Genomic DNA, 18,605 nt, shown 5'->3' on the forward strand with positions numbered 1-18,605 from the left:
TCCACGCACCTGTCCTTGTCCGTCTTCGTTATCCGGCCGTTAGTGAATCACAAACGGCCGGTGGGTTCGCCAGAAACGAGTGACGGCGGCGACCCCAGTGGGATCGCCGCCGCCATGTCGTCTTCATGCGTAAGGGACTACGCAGCAGGCGTAGCGCCGAGCACCCGCTGGATGTCCGGCTTCATCTGCTGCAACTGCGAACCCCAGTAGCCCCAGCTGTGCGTGCCGTTCTGCGGGAAGTTGAACACGGCGTTGTTGCCGCCCGCGGCGATGTACGTCTGCTGGAACGTCTTGTTGGTACGCAACGTGAAGCCCTCGAGGAACTTGGCGTTCATCAAGTTGAACCCGCTGGTGCCCTGGTCTAGATCCGACGGGGTGCCGTCACCGCAGTAGACCCAGAGCCGCGTCCCGTTGGCGACCAACGTGGCGATGTTGACCATCGGGTCGTTGCGCTTCCACGCCGGGTCACTCGACTCGCCCCACATGTCCTTGGACTTGTAGCCGCCCGCGTCACCCATCGACGTGCCGACCAGCATGGGCCACCAACCCTCGGAGAGGTTCAGGAAGCCCGACAGGGAAGCCGCGTACTGGAACTGACCGGGGTGGTAGATCGCCAGCGTCATCGCCGCCGACCCGGCCATCGACAGTCCGACGGCCGCGGTCCGGCTCGCGTCGACGCCGTTGTTGGCCGAGAGGTACGAGGGAAGTTCGCTAGTAAGGAACGTCTCCCACTTGTAGGTGGTGCAACCGGCCTTGCCACAGGCCGGCGAGTACCAGTCGCTGTAGAAGCTGGACTGGCCGCCGACCGGCATGACCACCGAGAGGCCCGAGCCGTTGTACCACTCGAACGCTGCGGTGTTGATGTCCCAGCCGTTGAAGTCGTCCTGCGCGCGCAGGCCGTCCAGCAGGTAGACGCCGGGCGCACCCGCGCCGCCGCTCTGGAACTGAATCTTGATCTCTTTACCCATCCCCGCGGACGGCACCATCAGGTACTCGACCGGCAGACCGGGCTTCGAGAATGCACCTGCGGTCGCCGATCCTCCGATGAAGCCGACGAGTCCTGGCAGAGCGGCGGCCGTGACGGCTGCGACGGCGAACCGCCGCGCCCAAGGGCCTCGCATCTTCCCAAACAAACCCATAGAACTACCTATCCCATTCTTTGTCGTCAGCCGCACTTGCAGACTCGCTGCGTGCGCCTGTAGTCAACCACACCTCGGTGTGATCCTCTTCTCCGCTGATGTCCGTTGACGGTCCCCGCTGTTCGCCGCTCAGCCGTTGAGGGTGGCGATCAGATCGGGCTTGAGGGCTTGGAGCTGCGTTGCCCAATAAGCCCATGAATGGTTCCCCTCGGAGGGGAACACGAAGGTGGCATTGCTGCCCCCTGCCTTGGCGTACTTCTCCTGGAATCGCTTGTTGCTGCCGATGGCCAGTGATTCCAAGCTGTTGGCGTTGAACGACTGTCCCGGGTCGACGCTCTCGTCGAGCGGACCGCCGCCAGGCGCGCAGTAGATCCACAGTCGCGTGCCGTTGGCGACGATCTTGGCGACCTGCTGGACGGGGTCGTTGCGCTTCCACGCCTCATCCCACGGCGGACCCCACATGTTGTCCACGTTGTAGCCGCCCGCGTCGAGCATCGCCACGCGGATGGCCTGCTTCATGAAGAGCGTCGACGGGTTGAGGAACCCCGACAGCGACGCCGCGTAGCTGAACTGTGCCGGGTGGTAGGCCGACAGAATGAGGCCCGCTCCACCGGCCATCGAAAGCCCGACGATGCCGTTACCCGTCATGGAGATGTTCTTGTTGGTCGCAAGCCATCGCGGGAGCTCGCTGGTGAGGAACGTCTCCCACTTATATGTGTAGGTCTGGTTGTTGCGGTTCGACGGTGAGTACCAGTCGCTGTAGAAGCTCGACTGACCGCCGACCGGCAACACCAGCGCGACGCCCGAGTCGTAGAACCACTCGAACACCGGGGTGTTGATGTCCCAGCCGTTGAAGTCGTCCTGGGCGCGCAAGCCGTCCAGTAGGTAGAGCGCCTTCTCGGGCGCGGACGGCGGCTGCATTCCGAGGCCGTGCGGGACCGGGGCCGGGGTCACGGTGCCGTCGGGGCCGACGACGGGCGCGGGCTCGGGGACGGGCGCACGGCCTGGCTGGAACTGGATCCGGATGTCGCGGCCCATGGAGGCCGAGTAGACGTTGAGGTATTCGACGGGCAGCCCGGGGCGCGAGAAGGCGGCCGCCTCCGGCGCGAGGCCGACGTCACCCAGCACCGCGAGCGCGGGCAGCGTCAGCACCGCCGCGAGGACCGCCGAAGCACGGCGGAACGACGGTTTCCCGGCGCGGGTGCGCGATGTCATACGCGGGAGTGTTCTCAAGGTGGTCTGACCATTCCATTTCGTCTGTCCGGCGCTGCGTCGGCAGCGGGTCCCGTGGCACAACCCATGGCAATCGAGATTTGCTCGACTTCTTATCGCGTCGACGTGGCCGAAGCGTTACTCAAGGCCCAACCAAAGCAGAGCACCCGGTCCGCGAACAAATCCTCGTGGTGTTCGTCACGGACCCGTCGGGGGCAAACCGGTGTACGGTGCGACCCTCGGCGGAGGCGGTTGGAGCCCGCAGCGGGCCAGTTCGTACATCGGAACGCGGTCGATGCGGTACTTGGTGAACTCCCACGCGTTGAGCACGTTCGACAGGAACCGGCGCGGACCCAGTTCGCCGCGCACCGAGGTGAGCATGGCCTCGGTCGCCTTGCACTTCAGCGCCTCCTCGGCCTCGGCGATCCAGTCCTGATCGAGGTACGCCGGGATGAACGGCGGCTCCTTGAGGAACGGCCCTTCGGCCACCGCCCAGTCCGGGAAGAGGTTCTTGTCGTGCCCGATCCTGGCGTCCTCGAGGCGGGCGGTGTGCATGGCGAGCGGGTTCGCCAGCCCGATCTGATCGATGACGCGCACGTTCAGTCCGACGTTCATGCCGAGCATGCCGAGGTTGGTGAAGAACACCGTGTGCGGCGGCTCGAGGTCCTTGGGCGCGTCGGGCGGCGGCGGGATCGCGGGCACGACGTCCCACACGTCGTAGTTGCCGGATGGCAGCAGCAGCGCGCCGACGGGGGTGTTGTCGAGCGCCACCAGGACCGCGCGCATGCGCGGGTAGTCGAGATAGTCGGCCGCCGTGAGTGGATGCGCGTTACCGGTGGCCTGCGCGTAGAACCGGCGCTCGTCGACGATGCCGGAGTGCGTGACGCGGGTGGCGTCGGCGCCCATCCCGGGTGAGTTCGCCGCCCACAGCGCCCACCCGGCGACGGCGAGCCAGATCACGCTGGTGGCCCCAGCCAGCAGGTAGCCCGGCCCGCGTGTTGCTCTTGCGTTCTGCGGCAACACGATTGGAATGACGGACAAGGGAATCAACACGCAGAACACCGGTGTCAGCAGCACGCGGCCGTGCATGAAGTCACCGCCCTGACGAATCCAGTAGACCGCCTGGATGAGACCGCTGACGACGAAGAACACCACGACGGCGTTGGGGCTCTGGACGACGCGTCGCAGGTGCCCGCGGTTGCGCTGCGGGCGCCGCCGCGTTCCCCACAGCATTCCGCGCACCGCGAGCAACAGCCCCGCCAACCCGGCCAGCAACACCAGCGGCACCCACAACAGATAGGGGTTGTTGAAGTTCGCCAAATAGACGAAGCCTTGCGGCCACTTGGATCCCGAGGCGTCCTTGGCCACCGCGGTGCCGGGCACCAGCAGGCCGTAGTAGCCCATCCGGAAGATCTGATAGCCCACCGGAAGCAGGCCGCCCGCCACCACGATCAAGAGCCGCCGCCGCCAACCGCTCGCCGCGACGAGCATCAACACCAACGCCAACCCGCCGATCAGGGCGAGCTCAGGACGCACCAGCACGCTCAGCCCTGCGACGAACGCCAGCGCCGCGTCGAACGCCCGGCCGGTCGCGTCGGCCTGCGGCTGGCCTGCCGACGGCCCGATGCGCGGCGCCTGTGACCAGCACACCATCATCCACCACAGCAGGCCGAGATACGCCAGCACCAAACCGTTTTCGAGGCCAGAGGAGGCGAAGTCGCGGGCGGGCGGCAGCGCCGCGTAGACGAGCACCCCGGCGGGAAGCAGCACCGCCCGGCGGCCCCGAAGGCTGGGGGCGTAGAGCCGGCCGGTACCGAGCATGGCGAACACCACTCCGGCCACGCTCAGCGCCAGCGCCAACGCCAACACCACGTACTCGAGCCGCGCCGGACCGCCCACCCAGCCGCCAAGCGTGACCAAATACGTCCACACCGTCGACGTGTTGGCTTCCACGCGCTCACCCTGATTGAAGACGGGACCGTTGCCCGCCAACAGGTTTCGCACCGTCCGCAGCACGATGAGGCCGTCGTCGGCGATCCACCGCCGCTGCCACGCGCCCCAGCCGAACAGTGCGGCCACCACCAGCACGCTCACCCACAGGCTGACCCGAACGGTGACGTCGTACGGGAACGCGGGCCAGCGCTTCGGAGGGCCGGAGCGAAGCGACCCGGGAAGTGGCATCGGCCGGGCGGCCGTCAACCGCACCGTGCGGTCAGCTGAGGAGGACTGCGGCACCGAGCGTTCCGATCAGTGCGACCGCGAGCAGCTGCAACACTCGGTCATTCATTGCGATGTCCTCTGGCTCACCCGCCATGCCGCCGTCCACGTCCACGGCGTAGCGCAGGATCGCGATGGTGAACGGAATCATCGAGATCGCGAACCAGGAGCCGTCCGTGATGCGGTCGCGCTCGAAGGCCCACAATCCGTAACAGACCACGACGGCGGTGGCCGACAGCGTCCAGACGAAGCGCAGGTAGGTGCTGGTGTAGTTCTCCAGCGACTTGCGGATCTTCGCCCCGGTGCGCTCCGCTAATTGCAGCTCGGCGTAGCGCTTGCCTGCCGCCATGAACAGCGAGCCGAACGCCATCACGAGCAGGAACCACTGCGACAGCGGGATGCCCGCGGCGACGCCACCAGCGATGGCCCGGATGAGGAAACCCGACGACACGATGCAGATGTCCAGCACCGCTTGATGTTTCAGGCCGAAGCAGTACGCCAGTTGGATCACGAGGTAGACCGCGATCACGATGGCCAGGTTTGGCGTCGTGAGCCACGAGATCACCAGCGCCACGACTGCCAGCACCACGGCTAGTCCGTAGGCGAGGCCCACCGGTACCACGCCAGCGGCAATCGGCCGGAACTGTTTGGTCGGGTGCTGCCGGTCGGCCTCGACGTCACGCGCGTCGTTGATCAGGTAGATCGACGACGCGGCGAGGCTGAACGCGACGAACGCGATGCCCACCTTGATGAACACGTCGCGGTAGTCGTACTGCACGTCGCCGCCGAGTGCGAACAGCGGCGCAGCGAGCACCAGTAGGTTCTTGACCCACTGCCTGGGCCGGATCGCCTTGACGATGCCGGTGGCAAGGTTCTTCGGCGGGTGTCCGACCGGTGCCGGTTCCTCACTCATGGGTGCTGTTTCTCCTTCTCGGCGCGGTCCGCCCACGCACCAACCGTCTTCGCCACCACGGTGCCGACGACTACCCCGGTGAGTACGTCGCTTGGGTAGTGCACACCAAGTACCAAGCGCGACAACGCCATCGGCGGCACGAGCACCACAGGCAACGGCAGGCCCGTCACCCGGCCTAGCAGGATCGCCGCGGCCGTCGTCGAGGTGGCATGCGCCGACGGGAAGCTCAGTCGGCTCGGCGTGCCGACGTTCACCGCGATGGCCGGGTGATCCGGACGCGTCCGCTTGACGACGCGCTTGATCACCACCGCCGCCGCGTGCGCGACGAACGCGCCAACGCCCGCCGTCAGCCAGGCGCGCCTGCGGCCCGGTTGGAGCAGCGCACCGAGCAGTGAGACGCCGACCCATCCGGCGCAATGTTCACCGAAGTGGGAAAGCGCACGCGCGCCGTCGAGGACTCCCGGCCTACCCGCGAGCGTCGACTGCACGGCGACGAGCACCGCGTCCTCGCCGTGCGGCGGGTCGACGGCGTCGAGGTTCACGTGTGCGCTCTGCTCATCGCCCGGCTTCCGAGCCGGGCAACAGCACCGTCTCCCACTTCTGCTTGCTGGAGAGCACGGGCAACGCTTCCCGGTAGACCCGCCGCATGCGATTGAACTTGCGGGCGAGCAGCGCCTGACGCTTGAGCGATTCGCGGAGTAGTTCGAACATCATGTCGCGGTCCCGCTGGCGGTAGACGACGCCACGGCCATCGGCGGTGGTCACCGTGACACCGTCGACTCTGGACAAGGAGAACCACCGCGCGTCCTGAGTGGCGACGTTGATCTGCGGGCGGTGGTGGTGCTCGGGGTCGTGGGCCTTGAGTTGATGGATGACACCACGCGCGAGGCGCACCGAGATCGCCAGCGCGCCGGTGGGAATCCGTACCTTCTTGCGCCACCGCTTGTCCGACGGCGTCGGCAGTGCGGTCGCACTCGGCAGCACCACGGCGTCGGGGTACTCCTCGCGCATCTTGCGTATGTCGGGCAGCGCGGACTCCAGGATCGAGAAGATGTGCTCGGGTCCGGCGAGGAAGTCGTCCATTGCCTTGTTCTGGATGGCGACGGTCGAATACTCAAGGCAGAGTAGGTGTTTGACCGTCGCCTTGAAATGGCTGGCGATCAGTCCCCTGACGTTGCCGTCCCAATGCATGGCGGCGACGACCAACCGGTTGCGTAGATGGAAGTACGCCTGCCAGTCGATGGCATCGTCCTTGTCACTCCACGCCATGTGCCAGATCGCTGCACCGGGGAGCGTCACCGTGGGGTAGCCGTGCTCGCCGGCGCGCAGCCCGTAGTCCGCGTCGTCCCACTTGATGAACAGCGGCAGTGGTTGGCCGAGCTCCTCGGCCACCTGCCGCGGGATCATGCACATCCACCAGCCGTTGTAGTCAACGTCGATGCGCCGGTGCAGAAGCTTGCTGCGCGGCTCCTCTTCGTCGTCGAGCGGGTACTTCGCGAAGTTGTGGTCGTACTCGGTGTTGACCGCGTGGGTCCACATGAAGTTCTCCGAGTCGACCATCTCGCCCATCACGTGCAGGTGCGACGGCTCCTGCAGGTTGAGCATCTGGCCGCCGACCAGCGTGGGCGACTTGGCGAACCGGTTCAGTGCCAGCGCCCGCAGGATCGAGTCGGGCTCGATGCGGATGTCGTCGTCCATGAACAGGATTTGTTCGCAGTCGGTGTTCTTGAGCGCTTCGTACATCACCCGGCTGTAGCCGCCCGAGCCGCCGAGGTTGGGCTGATCGTGGACCGACAGTCTGCTGCCCAGCGCGGCGGCGGCCGCCTCGAAACCGTGATGGTCCTTGGCCTTCTTGGTGCCCTGATCCGTGACGATGACGGCATGGATCACGTTGTCCACCAACGGATCCGACGTCAATGCCGCCAGCGCGTTGACGCAGTCCGCCGGTCGGTTGAACGTCGGGATGCCGACGGCGACGTTGGCCCGGCCTGGGGCGGGCGTCGGTGCATACCAACCGGCGCTGTGCACCGTCACCTTGGTATCGGTTGTGATGTCGAACCAGATCCAGCCGCCATCCTCGAACGGGTCGAGCCCGATCTCGAACTCCGCCACGGCCCGTTCCGCGGAGTCGCCGCTGGAAACTTCGCTGCCGCCCACCGTGATTCGCGCTCCGGTCGCCTTGGACCGGTACACGTCGACGCGGGCGCTGCCGGTGAGTTCGACCCGCAGCACCACCGACTCGACGATCGACCAGCGCCGCCAGTAGCTGGCCGGGAACGCGTTGAAGTACGTCGCGAACGAGACCTCCGATTCCGCGCCGATCTCCAGCGTGGTTCGGGTGGGCGCGTGCGCGCGCCGCGCATTGGTGGTGGATTCCTCGATGTAGAGCTTGCGCACGTCCAGCGGCTCGCCGGGACGCGGAAGGATGATCCGGGAAAGCAGGCTGACCGCCTTGGACTGCCCGCCGTCGAGCGCGCCCGACGGAATGTCGCTCATGCTCCGCTGCTTTCGTCGTCTTGATGGAGCGCAACGCCATCGCGCAGATGGGGCGCCAGGATGTTGTCGTACATGTTCAACGCACTCGCTATGGCCATGTGCATGTCCAGGTATTGGTAGGTGCCGAGCCGGCCGCCGAACAGCACCTTGGCCGAGGCGGTCTCGGCCCGCGCCCGCGTCCGGTAGGCCGCGAGCACCGTACGGTCGGACTCGGTGTTGATCGGATAGTAGGGCTCGTCGTCGTCATCTGCGAACCGCGAGAACTCCCGCATGATCACGGTCTTGTCCGTCGGGTAGTCGCGCTCGGGGTGGAAGTGCCGGAACTCGTGGATGCGGGTGTAGGGCACGTCGAGGTCGTTGTAGTTCATCACGGGGGTGCCCTGGAAGTCCCCGGTCTCGAGCACTTCCATCTCGAAGTCGAGCGTGCGCCAGCCCAGCCGGCCCTCGGCGTAGTCGAAGTAGCGGTCCAAGGGGCCGGTATAGACCACCGGGGCGTCGGGGTTCTGGGTGCGCAATTCGTCGCAGACGTCGAACCAGTCCGTATCCAGCCGGACCTCGATGCGATCGTCGGCGGCCATGTTCTCCAGCCACGCGGTGTAGCCGTCGACGGGCAGCCCCTCATAGGCATCGTTGAAGTAACGGTTGTCGAAGGTGTACCGCACGGGCAGCCGGGCGATGTTGGCGGCCGGAAGCTGCTTGGGATCGGTCTGCCACTGCTTGGCGGTATAGCCCTTGACGAACGCCTCGTACAGCGGGCGCCCGATCAGCGAGATGGCCTTCTCCTCGAGGTTCTGCGCGTCGGCCGTGTGGATCTCGGCGGCCTGCTCGGCGATCAGCGCGCGGGCCTCGTCGGGGGTGAAGTAGCGGCCGAAGAACTGCGACACCAGGCCCAGCCCCATCGGGAACTGGTAGGCCTGCCCGTCGTGCAGCGCGTAGACGCGGTGTTGATATCCGGTGAAATCGGTGAACTGGCGCACGTAGTCCCACACCCGCTTGTTGGAGGTGTGGAAGAGGTGGGCGCCGTAGCGGTGTACCTCGATGCCAGTCGTGGGCTCGGGTGACGAGTACGCGTTACCGCCGATGTGGGGCCGTCGGTCGACCACAAGAACACGCTTGTTCAGCTGTGTGGCGATGCGCTCGGCGATCGTCAGGCCGAAGAATCCGGAGCCGACGACGAAGAGGTCGAAAGCGGGTCCGGCGGGCTGGAGCGCAGCGACCTGGGGATCAGGGGACATCATCGGCAGCAAGGGTATCCGACTGAAGGGTCACCACCCGAATGCGTCGTCGGCTGGTCCCCCGCGACAGGCAGGTCGCAATTCGCTCACGATTGCGCATCGTCACTCCAGACTCACTCGTCACATCCGTACCATCGACCAGGTCGGTATTGACGGATTCGCAGATGGTCACGCCGGCAGTCCGAAGCACGAGACACCTAACACACGTAGTCCAGATAGTTGAGGAGACTTCCGTGCCGAACCGACGTCGACACAAGCTCTCGACAGCCATGAGCGCAGTCGCCGCCCTGGCCGTCGCAAGTCCAGTTGTCGTGGCCGCCCTTTCCGGCGGGACCACCACCGAGCAGGCCGCCCCGCAGCACCGCGAGTTCGTGCAGGCCGCTCTCGTCACCGACCTGCCCAACGAGTTGCTCGGGGCCCTGTCACAGGGACTCTCGCAGTTCGGGATCAACCTGCCCCCGATGCCGACGGGCCTGCTGACCGGCGCGGGTGCACCTTCCGCGACGACGCTCACGTCGCCGCTGACCACTCCCGGTCTGACGAGTCCTGGGCTCACCAGCCCGGGTCTGACGGCGCCGGGGCTGACCTCGCCAGGCCTGACGACCCCGGGGCTGACGGCCCCGGGCCTGACGACGCCCGGTCTCACGACCCCCGGACTCACGACGCCAGGGCTGACCACGCCAGGTCTGACGACCCCTGGCCTCACGACGCCGGGCCTGACGGCGCCGGCGGCCACGGCAACGCTCCCGGGTCTCGCTGACACGTCCCTGACCAACCCGGCCCTCACCAGCCCTGGACTGACGAATCCGGCACTCACCAGCCCCGCCGGAGCGGTGCCCGGGCTGACCACTCCCGGCGGCCTCCCCGGCCTGACCGGGCTGCCCGGCGCGGGCGAGATCCCGATCGCCGATCCGATCGGACTCGATCCGGCGTCCGGGACCTACCCGATCCTCGGTGGCGACCCTTCGCTCGGGCTCGGCGCACCGGCTGCCAGTTCCGGTAGCGGAGGCTTGCTCGGGGACCTGAGCAGCGCGGCCCAGACACTGGGCGCCGGCCAGGCGATCGACCTCCTCAAGGGCATGGTGATGCCCGCGATCACCGGGGCGATCCAGTCGGCTGGGGCACCCGCTGCGGCTGCGGCCGCAGTCCCCGCTGCCGTCGCTCCCGCGTAAGGGCGCACCGGCGACGATCCTGCTGCGAGACGGCACCGCAGAAGCCAAGCTCTGCGGTGCCGTTGCAGTTGACAGCGGCGTTTCCCGTGTCGAAACACAGGTAACACCCGACACATACGTAACATCAGCCCGTGCCGTCTCGTCACCCTGCGCCGCTGCTGTTCTCCGCGTTCGCGGCGACGGTCGTGATGTTGCCGTGGGCGATTTACGGGGTGCCCGAGGACCGCGCCGAGGAACGACCCGTCGCTACCGCGCCGATGATCGTCGAACGACCACTCACGGGCATCGGCGGCGGCGAGACCATCCGCGACGTCCACCAGGACACCCCCTTTTCGATGGTGGCATTGACCGCCGAAGACCTGACCGGCACCGAGGCCCGGGTGCGCGCCCGCAAGCCCGACGGGTCGTGGGGTCCCTGGTACGAGGCGGAGGCCCTTGACGGCGTCGGCGAAGATTCGCCAAAGACCCGCGGCACCGATCCCATCTTCGTGGGCCGCACCACCGATGTTCAGATCTCCGTGCGCCGGCCGGCAGGAGCCCCGGTGTCAGCGGCGGCACCCTCGGCCGACCCGGCGCAGCCGGGACTTGGCTACGTGCCCGCCAACGCCGAACAACCTTTTGCGCCGAACTTCAACGCCGTGCTGATCAGCCCGCCGGAGGCGCCGGCCGACATCGACGTCAACCCGCCCGAGGCGGTGTCGGCCCCCGGCCAGGCTCCCGTCATCATCGGCAGGCCGCAGTGGGGCGCGGACGAATCACTCAAGTGCGGAAACACGGTGTACGACAACGGTGTTCGCGCAGCCGTCGTGCATCACACCGCCGGAAGCAACGACTACGGGCCAGGTGACTCGGCCGGAATCGTGCGGTCGATCTACGAGTACCACACGCGCATGCTCGGGTGGTGCGACATCGCCTACAACGCGCTGGTCGACAAGTACGGGCAGGTCTTCGAGGGACGCGCTGGCGGCATGGACCGACCGGTCGAGGGCGCACACACCGGCGGGTTCAACGAGAACACCTGGGGCGTCGCGATGATCGGCGACTTCGAGACCGTCCCGCCGACTCCGATTCAGCTGCGCACCACCGGCCGCCTGCTGGGGTGGCGGCTCGGGCTCGACCGCGTCGACCCGCTCGGCAACGTGGCGCTGACGTCCGCCGGCGGTTCGTTCACCCACTTCGCCAGGGGCGTCACCCCGACGCTGCCGACGATCTTCACCCACCGCGACGTCGGCAACACCGAATGCCCTGGCAACGCCGCATACGCGGAGATGGGGCTGCTACGCAGCATCGCCGCCCACTTCAGCACCCCGTTCGCGCCGAAGACGCTGGCCGACTCGCTGCGCGGCGGCGCGATCTTCGCAAAGTGGGCGTCGATGGGCGGAGAGACCAGCCCGCTCGGCACGCCCACCTCACCCGAGGCGTCCGGCGACGGCGCGAGCCGATACGTCACCTTCGCCAATGGCGCGATGTACTGGTCGCCGGAGAGCGGCGCCGAACCGGTGACTGGGGCCATCTACGAGGCCTGGGGCAAGCTGGGCTTCGAGCGCGGCGCGCTCGGCCTTCCGACCAGCGGTGAGATCCAGGAACCGCAGTGGATCGTCCAGAACTTCGCGCACGGCACGTTGAACTTCGACCGCGAGAAGGGCACCGTCACGCGCGTCATCGACGGCATCGCGCTCGAGCTACCGCCGTCGTTGTCCGCATCCGCGCCGGTGCAACTGGAGCGGTTCACGCCCATCACCAAGGATTAGAGCCACCAGCGTTCGAGCACGCGGGCCAACCCGTCGTCGGTGTTGGGTGCAGTGACCTCGTCCGCGGCGTCCATCACTTCGGGATCGGCGTTGCCCATGGCGATTCCGAGCCCCGCCCACCGAATCATCGGGACGTCGTTGGGCATGTCGCCGAACGCCACCACGTCGTCGGCGGCGATGCCGAGCGGGTGCGCGACCTCGGCGACGCCGGTGGCCTTGCTGATGCCCAATGGCATCACCTCGATGAGCCCGTTGTTGGTTGAGTAGGTGATGTCTCCTTGCAGGCCAACGTGTTTGGCCAACACCGCTGCCATGTCGCCGCTTCGGGCGCCCGGCTTGCGGATCAGCAGCTTGATGGCAGGGGCGCTCAACAGGTCGGTGAGCGAGACCTCGGTATTGTCGGGGTTGAGCCACGCGTGCTCGTAGCCGGGCGAACTGATGAACTGCGGCGTCGCCGCGTCGTGCGCGGTTCGGCCTACCCGTTCGACGGCCAGCCCGGCGCCGGGGATCAGGCGCGTCGCCAGCTCAGCCAGCTGGGCGAGTTGGTCGGCCGACAGCGTCCGTGCGGCCACGATGCGGTCGGTCGCCGAGTCGTAGAGCACGGCACCGTTGGCGCACACCGCCATTGGTGCGATTCCGAGCGCCTCGGCGACCTGCGGGACCCAGCGCGGTGGGCGGCCGGTCGCCAAGACGAAGTGCGCACCGCCCGCCACGGCGGCGTGCACGGCCGCACGCGTGCGCGGCGAGACGTTCTCGTCCGCGTCGAGCAGGGTGCCGTCGACGTCACTGGCGATGAGCGCTGGCAGCACTAGCTCGGCTCCGCCCGCTTACGGGCCCGCTCGGCGAGTTCCGCCTCGTCGAGCTGCCTGGCTTCCTCCATCGTGGGTGCGCCGCCGCCGAGGCGCCTCGGCACCCAGTACGCGCCGTCGGGATGCGGATACTCGTCCTGCACGCGAAACAGCAACGCGTTCATCGCGTCCCGAAGCTCGGTAATGGCCTGCTCGACGGACTCGGCGGGGACGTACGGGGTGCCGACGGCCACGGTGATGGGAATCTTCTTGCGCCCCAGGTTCTTCCGATGGTCCTTGGTCCAGATGCGCTGCGCCCCCCAGACGATCAACGGGACGATCGCCACGTGTGCTTCCTGCGCCATCCGCACGGCGCCGGACTTGAACTCCTTCAACTCGAAGCTGCGGCTGATGGTCGCCTCGGGGTACACGCCGACGAGCTCGCCCTCGCTCAACTCGTCGACGCCCTCCACGTACGCGTCCGCGCCGGCGCGGCGGTCCACCGGGATGGTCTTGGTGTGCTTGATCAGGAAGTTGACGATACTCACCTCCTGCATCTCAGCCTTGATCATGAACCGCAGGCGCCGCTTTCGGTGCATCGCGGCGAGCGCCGCGGGAAGGAAGTCGAGGTAGCTGGTGTGGTTGATCGCGACCACGGCCCCGCTTGAGGCAGGGATGCGTTCCAGATCCTGGTAGGTGATCCGGGTGCCGGTGGCCCTGACGGCGGTACGCCCCGCGATCTCCAGCGTGCGGAAGACCGGTTCCATGTCGATTTACTCCGGCGCCTCGCCCGCGTTGCCGGACTCCAGGCGCTGCGCCCGCTGAGCGGCCTTCTCGGCCGCCTCGTCGAGGTCCATCTGGTTGGCCTCGGCCAGCGAAGGCGCTCCGCCGCCGAGGCGCTTCGGCACCCAGAACTCGCCCGGCGGGTGCGGGCCGTACGCGTCCTGCACGCGCTCGAGCAGATGCTGCATCCGCGAGTGCAGCAGCGACGTCAGTTCGGCGGGCGGCAGCGTCGGGTAGATCGGCTCGCCAACGGCCACCGAGATCGGCACCTTGGGCCGCCACATCGTCTTGGGATGCCCCTTCGTCCAGATGCGCTGGGAGCCCCAGACGATGTGCGGGACGATCGGCACGTCCGCGGCGATGGCCATGCGCGCCGCGCCGGACTTGAACTCCTTGATCTCGAAGCTGCGGCTGATGGTCGCCTCGGGGTAGACGCCGACCAGTTCGCCTTCCTTGAGCTTCAGGCAAGCCTCCTCGAACGACGCAGCGCCACTGGCGCGGTCGACGGGGATGTGGCGCAGGCTGCGCATGATCGGGCCGGTGACCTTGGAGTCGAAGACTTCCTTCTTGGCCATGAAGCGCACCTTGCGGCCACGCCCCTGCCGGAAGGCGGGCAGGCCGGCGAAGGTGAAGTCGAAGTAGCTGGTGTGGTTGATCGCGACGACGGCGCCGCCGGTTACCGGAAGATTCTCCACGCCGGTGATCGTGAACTTCAGCCCCTGCAGCCGCCAGACCAGGCGGGCGGCCTGAATCACTGTCCCGTAAACCGGTTCCACACCAGGCAGCCTAGTCCGGCGACGTTGCCGAGAGGCCACCCGTATGGTCGTCGAATGCCGCGCGTGCTGGTGCCGCTGCCGGACCGCGACTTCGACGTCACCGAGGTCGCCGTCCCATGGCGGGTGCTGACCGACTCCGGCGTTGACGTGGTCTTCGCCACCGAACGCGGCGGGAACACACCCGCAGCCGACCCGCGACTGCTGGACGGCGTCCTGTTCGGACAGCTCGGCGCCGAGGCCGAGCCCAAGCGGTTCTACCGGGAACTGCTGGGCGACGGGGCGTTTCAGGCGCCGCTGGCCTGGCCGGAGCTGCACGCAGGAGATTACGACGGACTGCTGCTGCCGGGCGGCCACGCGCCGGGGATGCGGCAGTACCTGGCGTCGCAAACGCTGCGCGACGTGGTGTTCGCGTTCTGGGCGACGGGCCGGCCGGTCGGCGCGATCTGCCACGGAGTGCTCGTGCTCGCCCGCACCATCGACCCCGGAACCGGCCGAAGTGTGCTGGCCGGCCGGCGCACCACGTGCCTGCCCAAGTTCATGGAGCGCAGCGCGTACTTCCTCACCGCGTGGAAGCTGGGCCGGTACTACCGCACCTACCCGGCCTACGTCGCCGACGAGGTGACCGCTGCGCTCGCGCAGCCCGCCGACTACGAGCGCGGACCGCGCTCACTGACCCGCGGCACCGTCACCGACGACGGGCCCGCATTCGTGGTCGAAGACGGCAACTACCTTTCGGCGCGCTGGCCCGGCGACGCGTATCTGTTCGCGACTCGCTTCCGCGCGCAGCTGGCGTGACGTTCCCCACCGACCCCGTGCCGGTGCCCGACGTCGTCGCGCACATCGCTGCTGGTCGCCGCGACGCGTGCGCGCCCAACACCCTGATCGGTGACGACGGCCGGTGCAGCGGTCACGTGGACCTCGGCGACCTGGGCGTCGCCGACCGTTGGTCGGACCTTGCGGTGGCCTCGATGTCGTTGGATTGGAACTTCGAGCGCAACTACGAGGCCGACCTGTTCGACGCCTACGGCGTGACGCCCGACGAGGCGCGCATCGCGTACTACCGTGCCCGCTGGGAGGAGTAGCTGCCCGCGGCCGGTTAAGCTGCACCTTGAGCATTCGGCTACCGGAAAGGGCATTCGTGCAGGTCACCAGCGTCGGCCACGCCGGATTCCGGATAGATACCGCGGCCGGAAGCATCCTGTGCGACCCGTGGGTCAACCCGGCCTACTTCGCGGCCTGGATCCCGTTCCCCGACAACAGTGCGCTGGACTGGGACGCGCTCGGCGACTGCGACTACCTCTACGTCAGCCACCTGCACGCCGACCACTTCGACGCCGCGCACCTGCGCGCGCACGTCAACAAGGACGCCGTCGTGCTGTTGCCGGACTATCCGGTCCCCGACTTGCGGCGCGAACTCGAGGCGCTCGGCTTTCACCGGTTCTTCGAGACGACGGACTCGGTCAAGCACCGCGTCAGCGGTCCCAAGGGCGACCTCGACGTGATGATCGTCGCCCTGCGGGCTCCCGCCGACGGACCCATCGGCGACTCCGGGCTGGTGGTGTCCGACGGCGAGACCGTCGTGTTCAACATGAACGATGCCCGCCCCGTGGACCTCGAGGTCCTCGCCGCGGAGTTCGGCCACGTCGACGTCCACATGCTCCAGTACTCCGGGGCCATCTGGTACCCCATGGTCTACGACATGCCCGCACGCGCCAAGGAGACCTTCGGCGTCCAGAAGCGCCAACGTCAGATGGACCGCTGCAGGCAATACATCGCGCAGGTCGGTGCGACGTGGGTCGTTCCGTCCGCGGGTCCGCCATGCTTCCTCGATCCCGAGCTGCGTGAGCTCAACGACGACCGCGGTGACCCGGCCAACATCTTCCCCGACCAGGCGGTCTTCCTCGATCAGCTACGCCAGCACGGGCACCACGGCGGCCTCCTGATGATTCCCGGATCGGCCGCGACATTCACTGGGGTACAGCTTGATTCGCTGCAGCATCCGATGCCCGACGAGGAAGCCGAGGCGATCTTCACCACCGGCAAGGCTGCGTACCTCGAGGCCTATGCGCAACGCAAGGCACCCGTGCTGGCGGCGATCAAGGCCGGCTGGGCGCCTGCCGAGGGCGAGCCGCTGCTCGAACCGCTGCGGGCCCGCTTCGAACCGATCATGAGCCAAAGCGACCAGATCTGCGACGGCATCGGGTATCCGGTCGAGCTGCGCATCGGGGCAGAGACGGTGGTGCTCGACTTCCCGAAACGGGCGGTGCGCGAACCGATTCCACACGAGAAGTTCCGCTACGGTTTCGAGCTCCCGCCCGAGTTGGTGCGCACCGTGTTGCGCGACGACGAGCCCGACTGGGTCAACACCATCTTCCTGTCGACCCGGTTCAGGGCCTGGCGGGTCGGCGGCTACAACGAGTACCTGTACACGTTCTTCAAGTGCCTGACCGACGAGCGCATCGCCTACGCCGACGGCTGGTTCGCCGAAACGCACGACGACTCGGCATCGATTCAGTTGGACGGCTGGGAGATTCAGCGCCGCTGCCCACACCTGAAGGCGGACCTGTCGAAGTTCGGCGTGGTCGAGGGCAAGACGTTGACGTGCAATCTGCACGGGTGGCAGTGGAACCTCGAGAACGGCAGGTGCTTGACGTCCAGGGGGCACGAGTTGCGAAGCTCTCGGCCATGAGCAGCGAGGCGTCTTACGACGACGGGCTCATCCAGCTGGATCGGCACGCACTCACGTTGCGGCGGTACCACTTCCCGTCGGGCACGTCGAAGGTCATTCCGTTGCAAGCGATCCGGGGCTACAAGGCGGAATCGCTGGGGCTGCTCGTCAACCGGTTCCGCATCTGGGGCACCTCGGACCTGCGGCGATGGCTTCCGATGGACGTCTGGCGGCCCATCAAGTCGACGCTGGTGACGCTCGATGTGCCTGGCACCCGGCCCAGTCCGGCGTTCACGCCGCTGCGGGCCAAGGAGTTCGTCGCGGTTCTCGACGAGCTGCTGGCCCAGTAACGCTGCTGAGCGACCAACTAGCAGTTGCCTATACTTCGCGAGTTCTGCACCAGGGTCGTGAATTCGGCCAATCAACGACCGTAGTGCAGAACTCGCGAGGCGCGCAACGCTAACCCTTGTCACGCAGGACGGTCGCCTCCAAGACCCGCTGCAGCTGGCGCATCACGGCCTTGTTCGTCGCGGCCGCTGCCCGCTGCACGGCACCCGGCGCGGCGGGTTCTCGCACGCGTATCGGATCGCCGACGCGCACCACCCCTGGCGTCGTCACGTCGGCGTAGACACCGAGGAAGCGGTCGGTGGCTTCGTGGAGCCGTCGGGTGAGCCCCCGGTCGAGTTCCACCCCGGGTTGGGGGCGGGTCGGCACGACACACCTGATGGTGGGGTTGGTCACCCGCAGCACCACCGGGCCCAGTACGACGTCGCCACCCACCCAGGCGGACTCCGGGAACTCGGCCGCCGTGTCGTCGACCGTCACCAATACGTTGGGCCGGAACCGCCGGACATCGTAGGGAGTCCCGTCCGTCGACAACGACGCGAGGCTCGCCATGCTCAACACGTGGACGGGGCTCAGATCCGCGAAAATACCTGGCGGCGTAGAGAATCGGGCCAGCGTGAGCATCTGCTTGGTCGAGAACACCGATGAGTCGATCAGGGCCTCCGAGTCCGACAGCCCGAAGTCGCGGCGCACCTCACTCGGCGAGAAACCGGCCCTGGTCTGACGAACGGACAGTCGGTGCAGGCTGGTGTCGTCGATCGGCGGGAGTGCCGTCAGGCGGACGTCGCGGCCCAGTAGTTCCGACAGCGCCCCGTCGAGGCCGGGGTCCGAACTGGAGCGCTCAATGCCGTCGGGAAACGTGATGATCACTTCTGGCGCATTGCCTGGACCCGCATCCGGTCCCGGCTCGACGGCGTAGCGGGCCGAACAGCCAAGGACCGCCGACAGCTTGCGCGCAGTGAGCGTGATGTCGTGCTCGAGATCCCTTACCGCCCAGAGCCGATCGGCGTGCACGCCGCGCTTCTCGATGCGCACCTCGTCGAGCTGGACGCCGCCCATCGACTTCACGGGGTAGCGCCACAGCTGCGTCACCGAACCGGTCATGAGCGC

General features: G+C 67.5%; 17 protein-coding genes. 6 read left to right on the forward strand and 11 right to left on the reverse strand.

Going from position 1 to position 18,605, the window contains the following annotated elements; genetic code table 11:
* Window positions 1-137: 137 nt before the first annotated feature.
* The 7 genes from SLQ33_RS04640 to glf all read right to left on the reverse strand — a co-directional run bounded on the left by SLQ33_RS04640 (window position 138) and on the right by glf (window position 9,212).
* The gene (locus SLQ33_RS04640; protein ID WP_319452633.1) at window positions 138-1,139 is read right to left on the reverse strand and encodes an alpha/beta hydrolase family protein; all 1,002 of its coding nucleotides are present in this window, start codon (window positions 1,137-1,139) and stop codon (window positions 138-140) included.
* 129 nt (window positions 1,140-1,268) lie between these two features.
* Window positions 1,269-2,354, reverse strand: coding sequence for an alpha/beta hydrolase family protein (locus tag SLQ33_RS04645; protein WP_319452634.1), 1,086 nt, complete (start codon window positions 2,352-2,354; stop codon window positions 1,269-1,271).
* A gap of 195 nt (window positions 2,355-2,549) precedes the next feature.
* The gene (gene zomB / locus SLQ33_RS04650; protein WP_319453255.1) at window positions 2,550-4,532 is read right to left on the reverse strand and encodes a flagellar motor control protein ZomB; all 1,983 of its coding nucleotides are present in this window, start codon (window positions 4,530-4,532) and stop codon (window positions 2,550-2,552) included.
* Window positions 4,533-4,563: 31 nt separating this feature from the next.
* Entirely contained in the window at window positions 4,564-5,481 is a 918-nt protein-coding gene (locus SLQ33_RS04655; RefSeq protein WP_319452635.1) for a decaprenyl-phosphate phosphoribosyltransferase, read from the reverse strand.
* A complete protein-coding gene (locus tag SLQ33_RS04660; RefSeq protein ID WP_319452636.1) occupies window positions 5,478-6,023 on the reverse strand; it encodes a phosphatase PAP2 family protein in 546 nt (181 codons plus the stop codon). Before SLQ33_RS04660 ends, SLQ33_RS04655 begins: the two co-directional genes overlap by 4 nt.
* A 13-nt stretch (window positions 6,024-6,036) precedes the next feature.
* The gene (locus SLQ33_RS04665) at window positions 6,037-7,977 is read right to left on the reverse strand and encodes a glycosyltransferase (RefSeq protein WP_319452637.1); all 1,941 of its coding nucleotides are present in this window, start codon (window positions 7,975-7,977) and stop codon (window positions 6,037-6,039) included.
* Window positions 7,974-9,212, reverse strand: a complete 1,239-nt coding sequence (glf, locus tag SLQ33_RS04670) for a UDP-galactopyranose mutase (protein ID WP_319453256.1) — start codon at window positions 9,210-9,212, stop codon at window positions 7,974-7,976. Before glf ends, SLQ33_RS04665 begins: the two co-directional genes overlap by 4 nt.
* A 233-nt stretch (window positions 9,213-9,445) precedes the next feature.
* Between glf and SLQ33_RS04675 the strand changes: the two genes are divergently transcribed.
* Together SLQ33_RS04675 and SLQ33_RS04680 are read left to right on the forward strand one after the other, a co-directional pair.
* The gene (locus tag SLQ33_RS04675) at window positions 9,446-10,384 is read left to right on the forward strand and encodes a hypothetical protein (RefSeq protein WP_319452638.1); all 939 of its coding nucleotides are present in this window, start codon (window positions 9,446-9,448) and stop codon (window positions 10,382-10,384) included.
* 188 nt (window positions 10,385-10,572) lie between these two features.
* On the forward strand, window positions 10,573-12,135 hold the full coding sequence (locus SLQ33_RS04680) for an N-acetylmuramoyl-L-alanine amidase (protein ID WP_413467599.1): 1,563 nt from the start codon (window positions 10,573-10,575) through the stop codon (window positions 12,133-12,135).
* Here SLQ33_RS04680 and SLQ33_RS04685 read toward each other — a convergent pair.
* Genes SLQ33_RS04685 through SLQ33_RS04695 form a run of 3 tightly spaced genes read right to left on the reverse strand, consistent with a single transcriptional unit; the run spans window position 12,132 to window position 14,482 of the window.
* Complete coding sequence (locus SLQ33_RS04685) at window positions 12,132-12,944, reverse strand: HAD family hydrolase (protein WP_319452640.1); 813 nt, start codon at window positions 12,942-12,944, stop codon at window positions 12,132-12,134. The two genes, SLQ33_RS04680 and SLQ33_RS04685, sit on opposite strands and share 4 nt — an antisense overlap.
* Entirely contained in the window at window positions 12,944-13,690 is a 747-nt protein-coding gene (locus tag SLQ33_RS04690) for a lysophospholipid acyltransferase family protein (RefSeq protein WP_319452641.1), read from the reverse strand. Before SLQ33_RS04690 ends, SLQ33_RS04685 begins: the two co-directional genes overlap by 1 nt.
* 6 nt (window positions 13,691-13,696) lie before the next feature.
* The gene (locus tag SLQ33_RS04695; RefSeq protein ID WP_319452642.1) at window positions 13,697-14,482 is read right to left on the reverse strand and encodes a 1-acyl-sn-glycerol-3-phosphate acyltransferase; all 786 of its coding nucleotides are present in this window, start codon (window positions 14,480-14,482) and stop codon (window positions 13,697-13,699) included.
* A 54-nt stretch (window positions 14,483-14,536) separates the two neighbouring features.
* Between SLQ33_RS04695 and SLQ33_RS04700 the strand changes: the two genes are divergently transcribed.
* The 4 genes from SLQ33_RS04700 to SLQ33_RS04715 are packed head-to-tail and all read left to right on the forward strand — an operon-like array spanning window position 14,537 to window position 17,500.
* Complete coding sequence (locus SLQ33_RS04700; RefSeq protein WP_319452643.1) at window positions 14,537-15,277, forward strand: type 1 glutamine amidotransferase domain-containing protein; 741 nt, start codon at window positions 14,537-14,539, stop codon at window positions 15,275-15,277.
* Window positions 15,274-15,564 (forward strand): phosphotransferase, encoded by a 291-nt coding sequence (locus SLQ33_RS04705; RefSeq protein ID WP_413467582.1) that lies wholly within the window; start codon window positions 15,274-15,276, stop codon window positions 15,562-15,564. The genes SLQ33_RS04700 and SLQ33_RS04705 overlap by 4 nt, the downstream gene beginning before the upstream one ends.
* A gap of 56 nt (window positions 15,565-15,620) precedes the next feature.
* The gene (locus SLQ33_RS04710; protein ID WP_319453257.1) at window positions 15,621-17,171 is read left to right on the forward strand and encodes an MBL fold metallo-hydrolase; all 1,551 of its coding nucleotides are present in this window, start codon (window positions 15,621-15,623) and stop codon (window positions 17,169-17,171) included.
* Entirely contained in the window at window positions 17,168-17,500 is a 333-nt protein-coding gene (locus SLQ33_RS04715) for a hypothetical protein (protein WP_319452644.1), read from the forward strand. The genes SLQ33_RS04710 and SLQ33_RS04715 overlap by 4 nt, the downstream gene beginning before the upstream one ends.
* A gap of 109 nt (window positions 17,501-17,609) precedes the next feature.
* Here SLQ33_RS04715 and SLQ33_RS04720 read toward each other — a convergent pair whose 3' ends face one another.
* Window positions 17,610-18,599, reverse strand: coding sequence for an MOSC domain-containing protein (locus SLQ33_RS04720; protein WP_319452645.1), 990 nt, complete (start codon window positions 18,597-18,599; stop codon window positions 17,610-17,612).
* Window positions 18,600-18,605: the final 6 nt, after the last annotated feature.

The organism is Mycobacterium sp. RTGN6, from assembly GCF_033804605.1.
Classification (GTDB): domain Bacteria; phylum Actinomycetota; class Actinomycetes; order Mycobacteriales; family Mycobacteriaceae; genus Mycobacterium.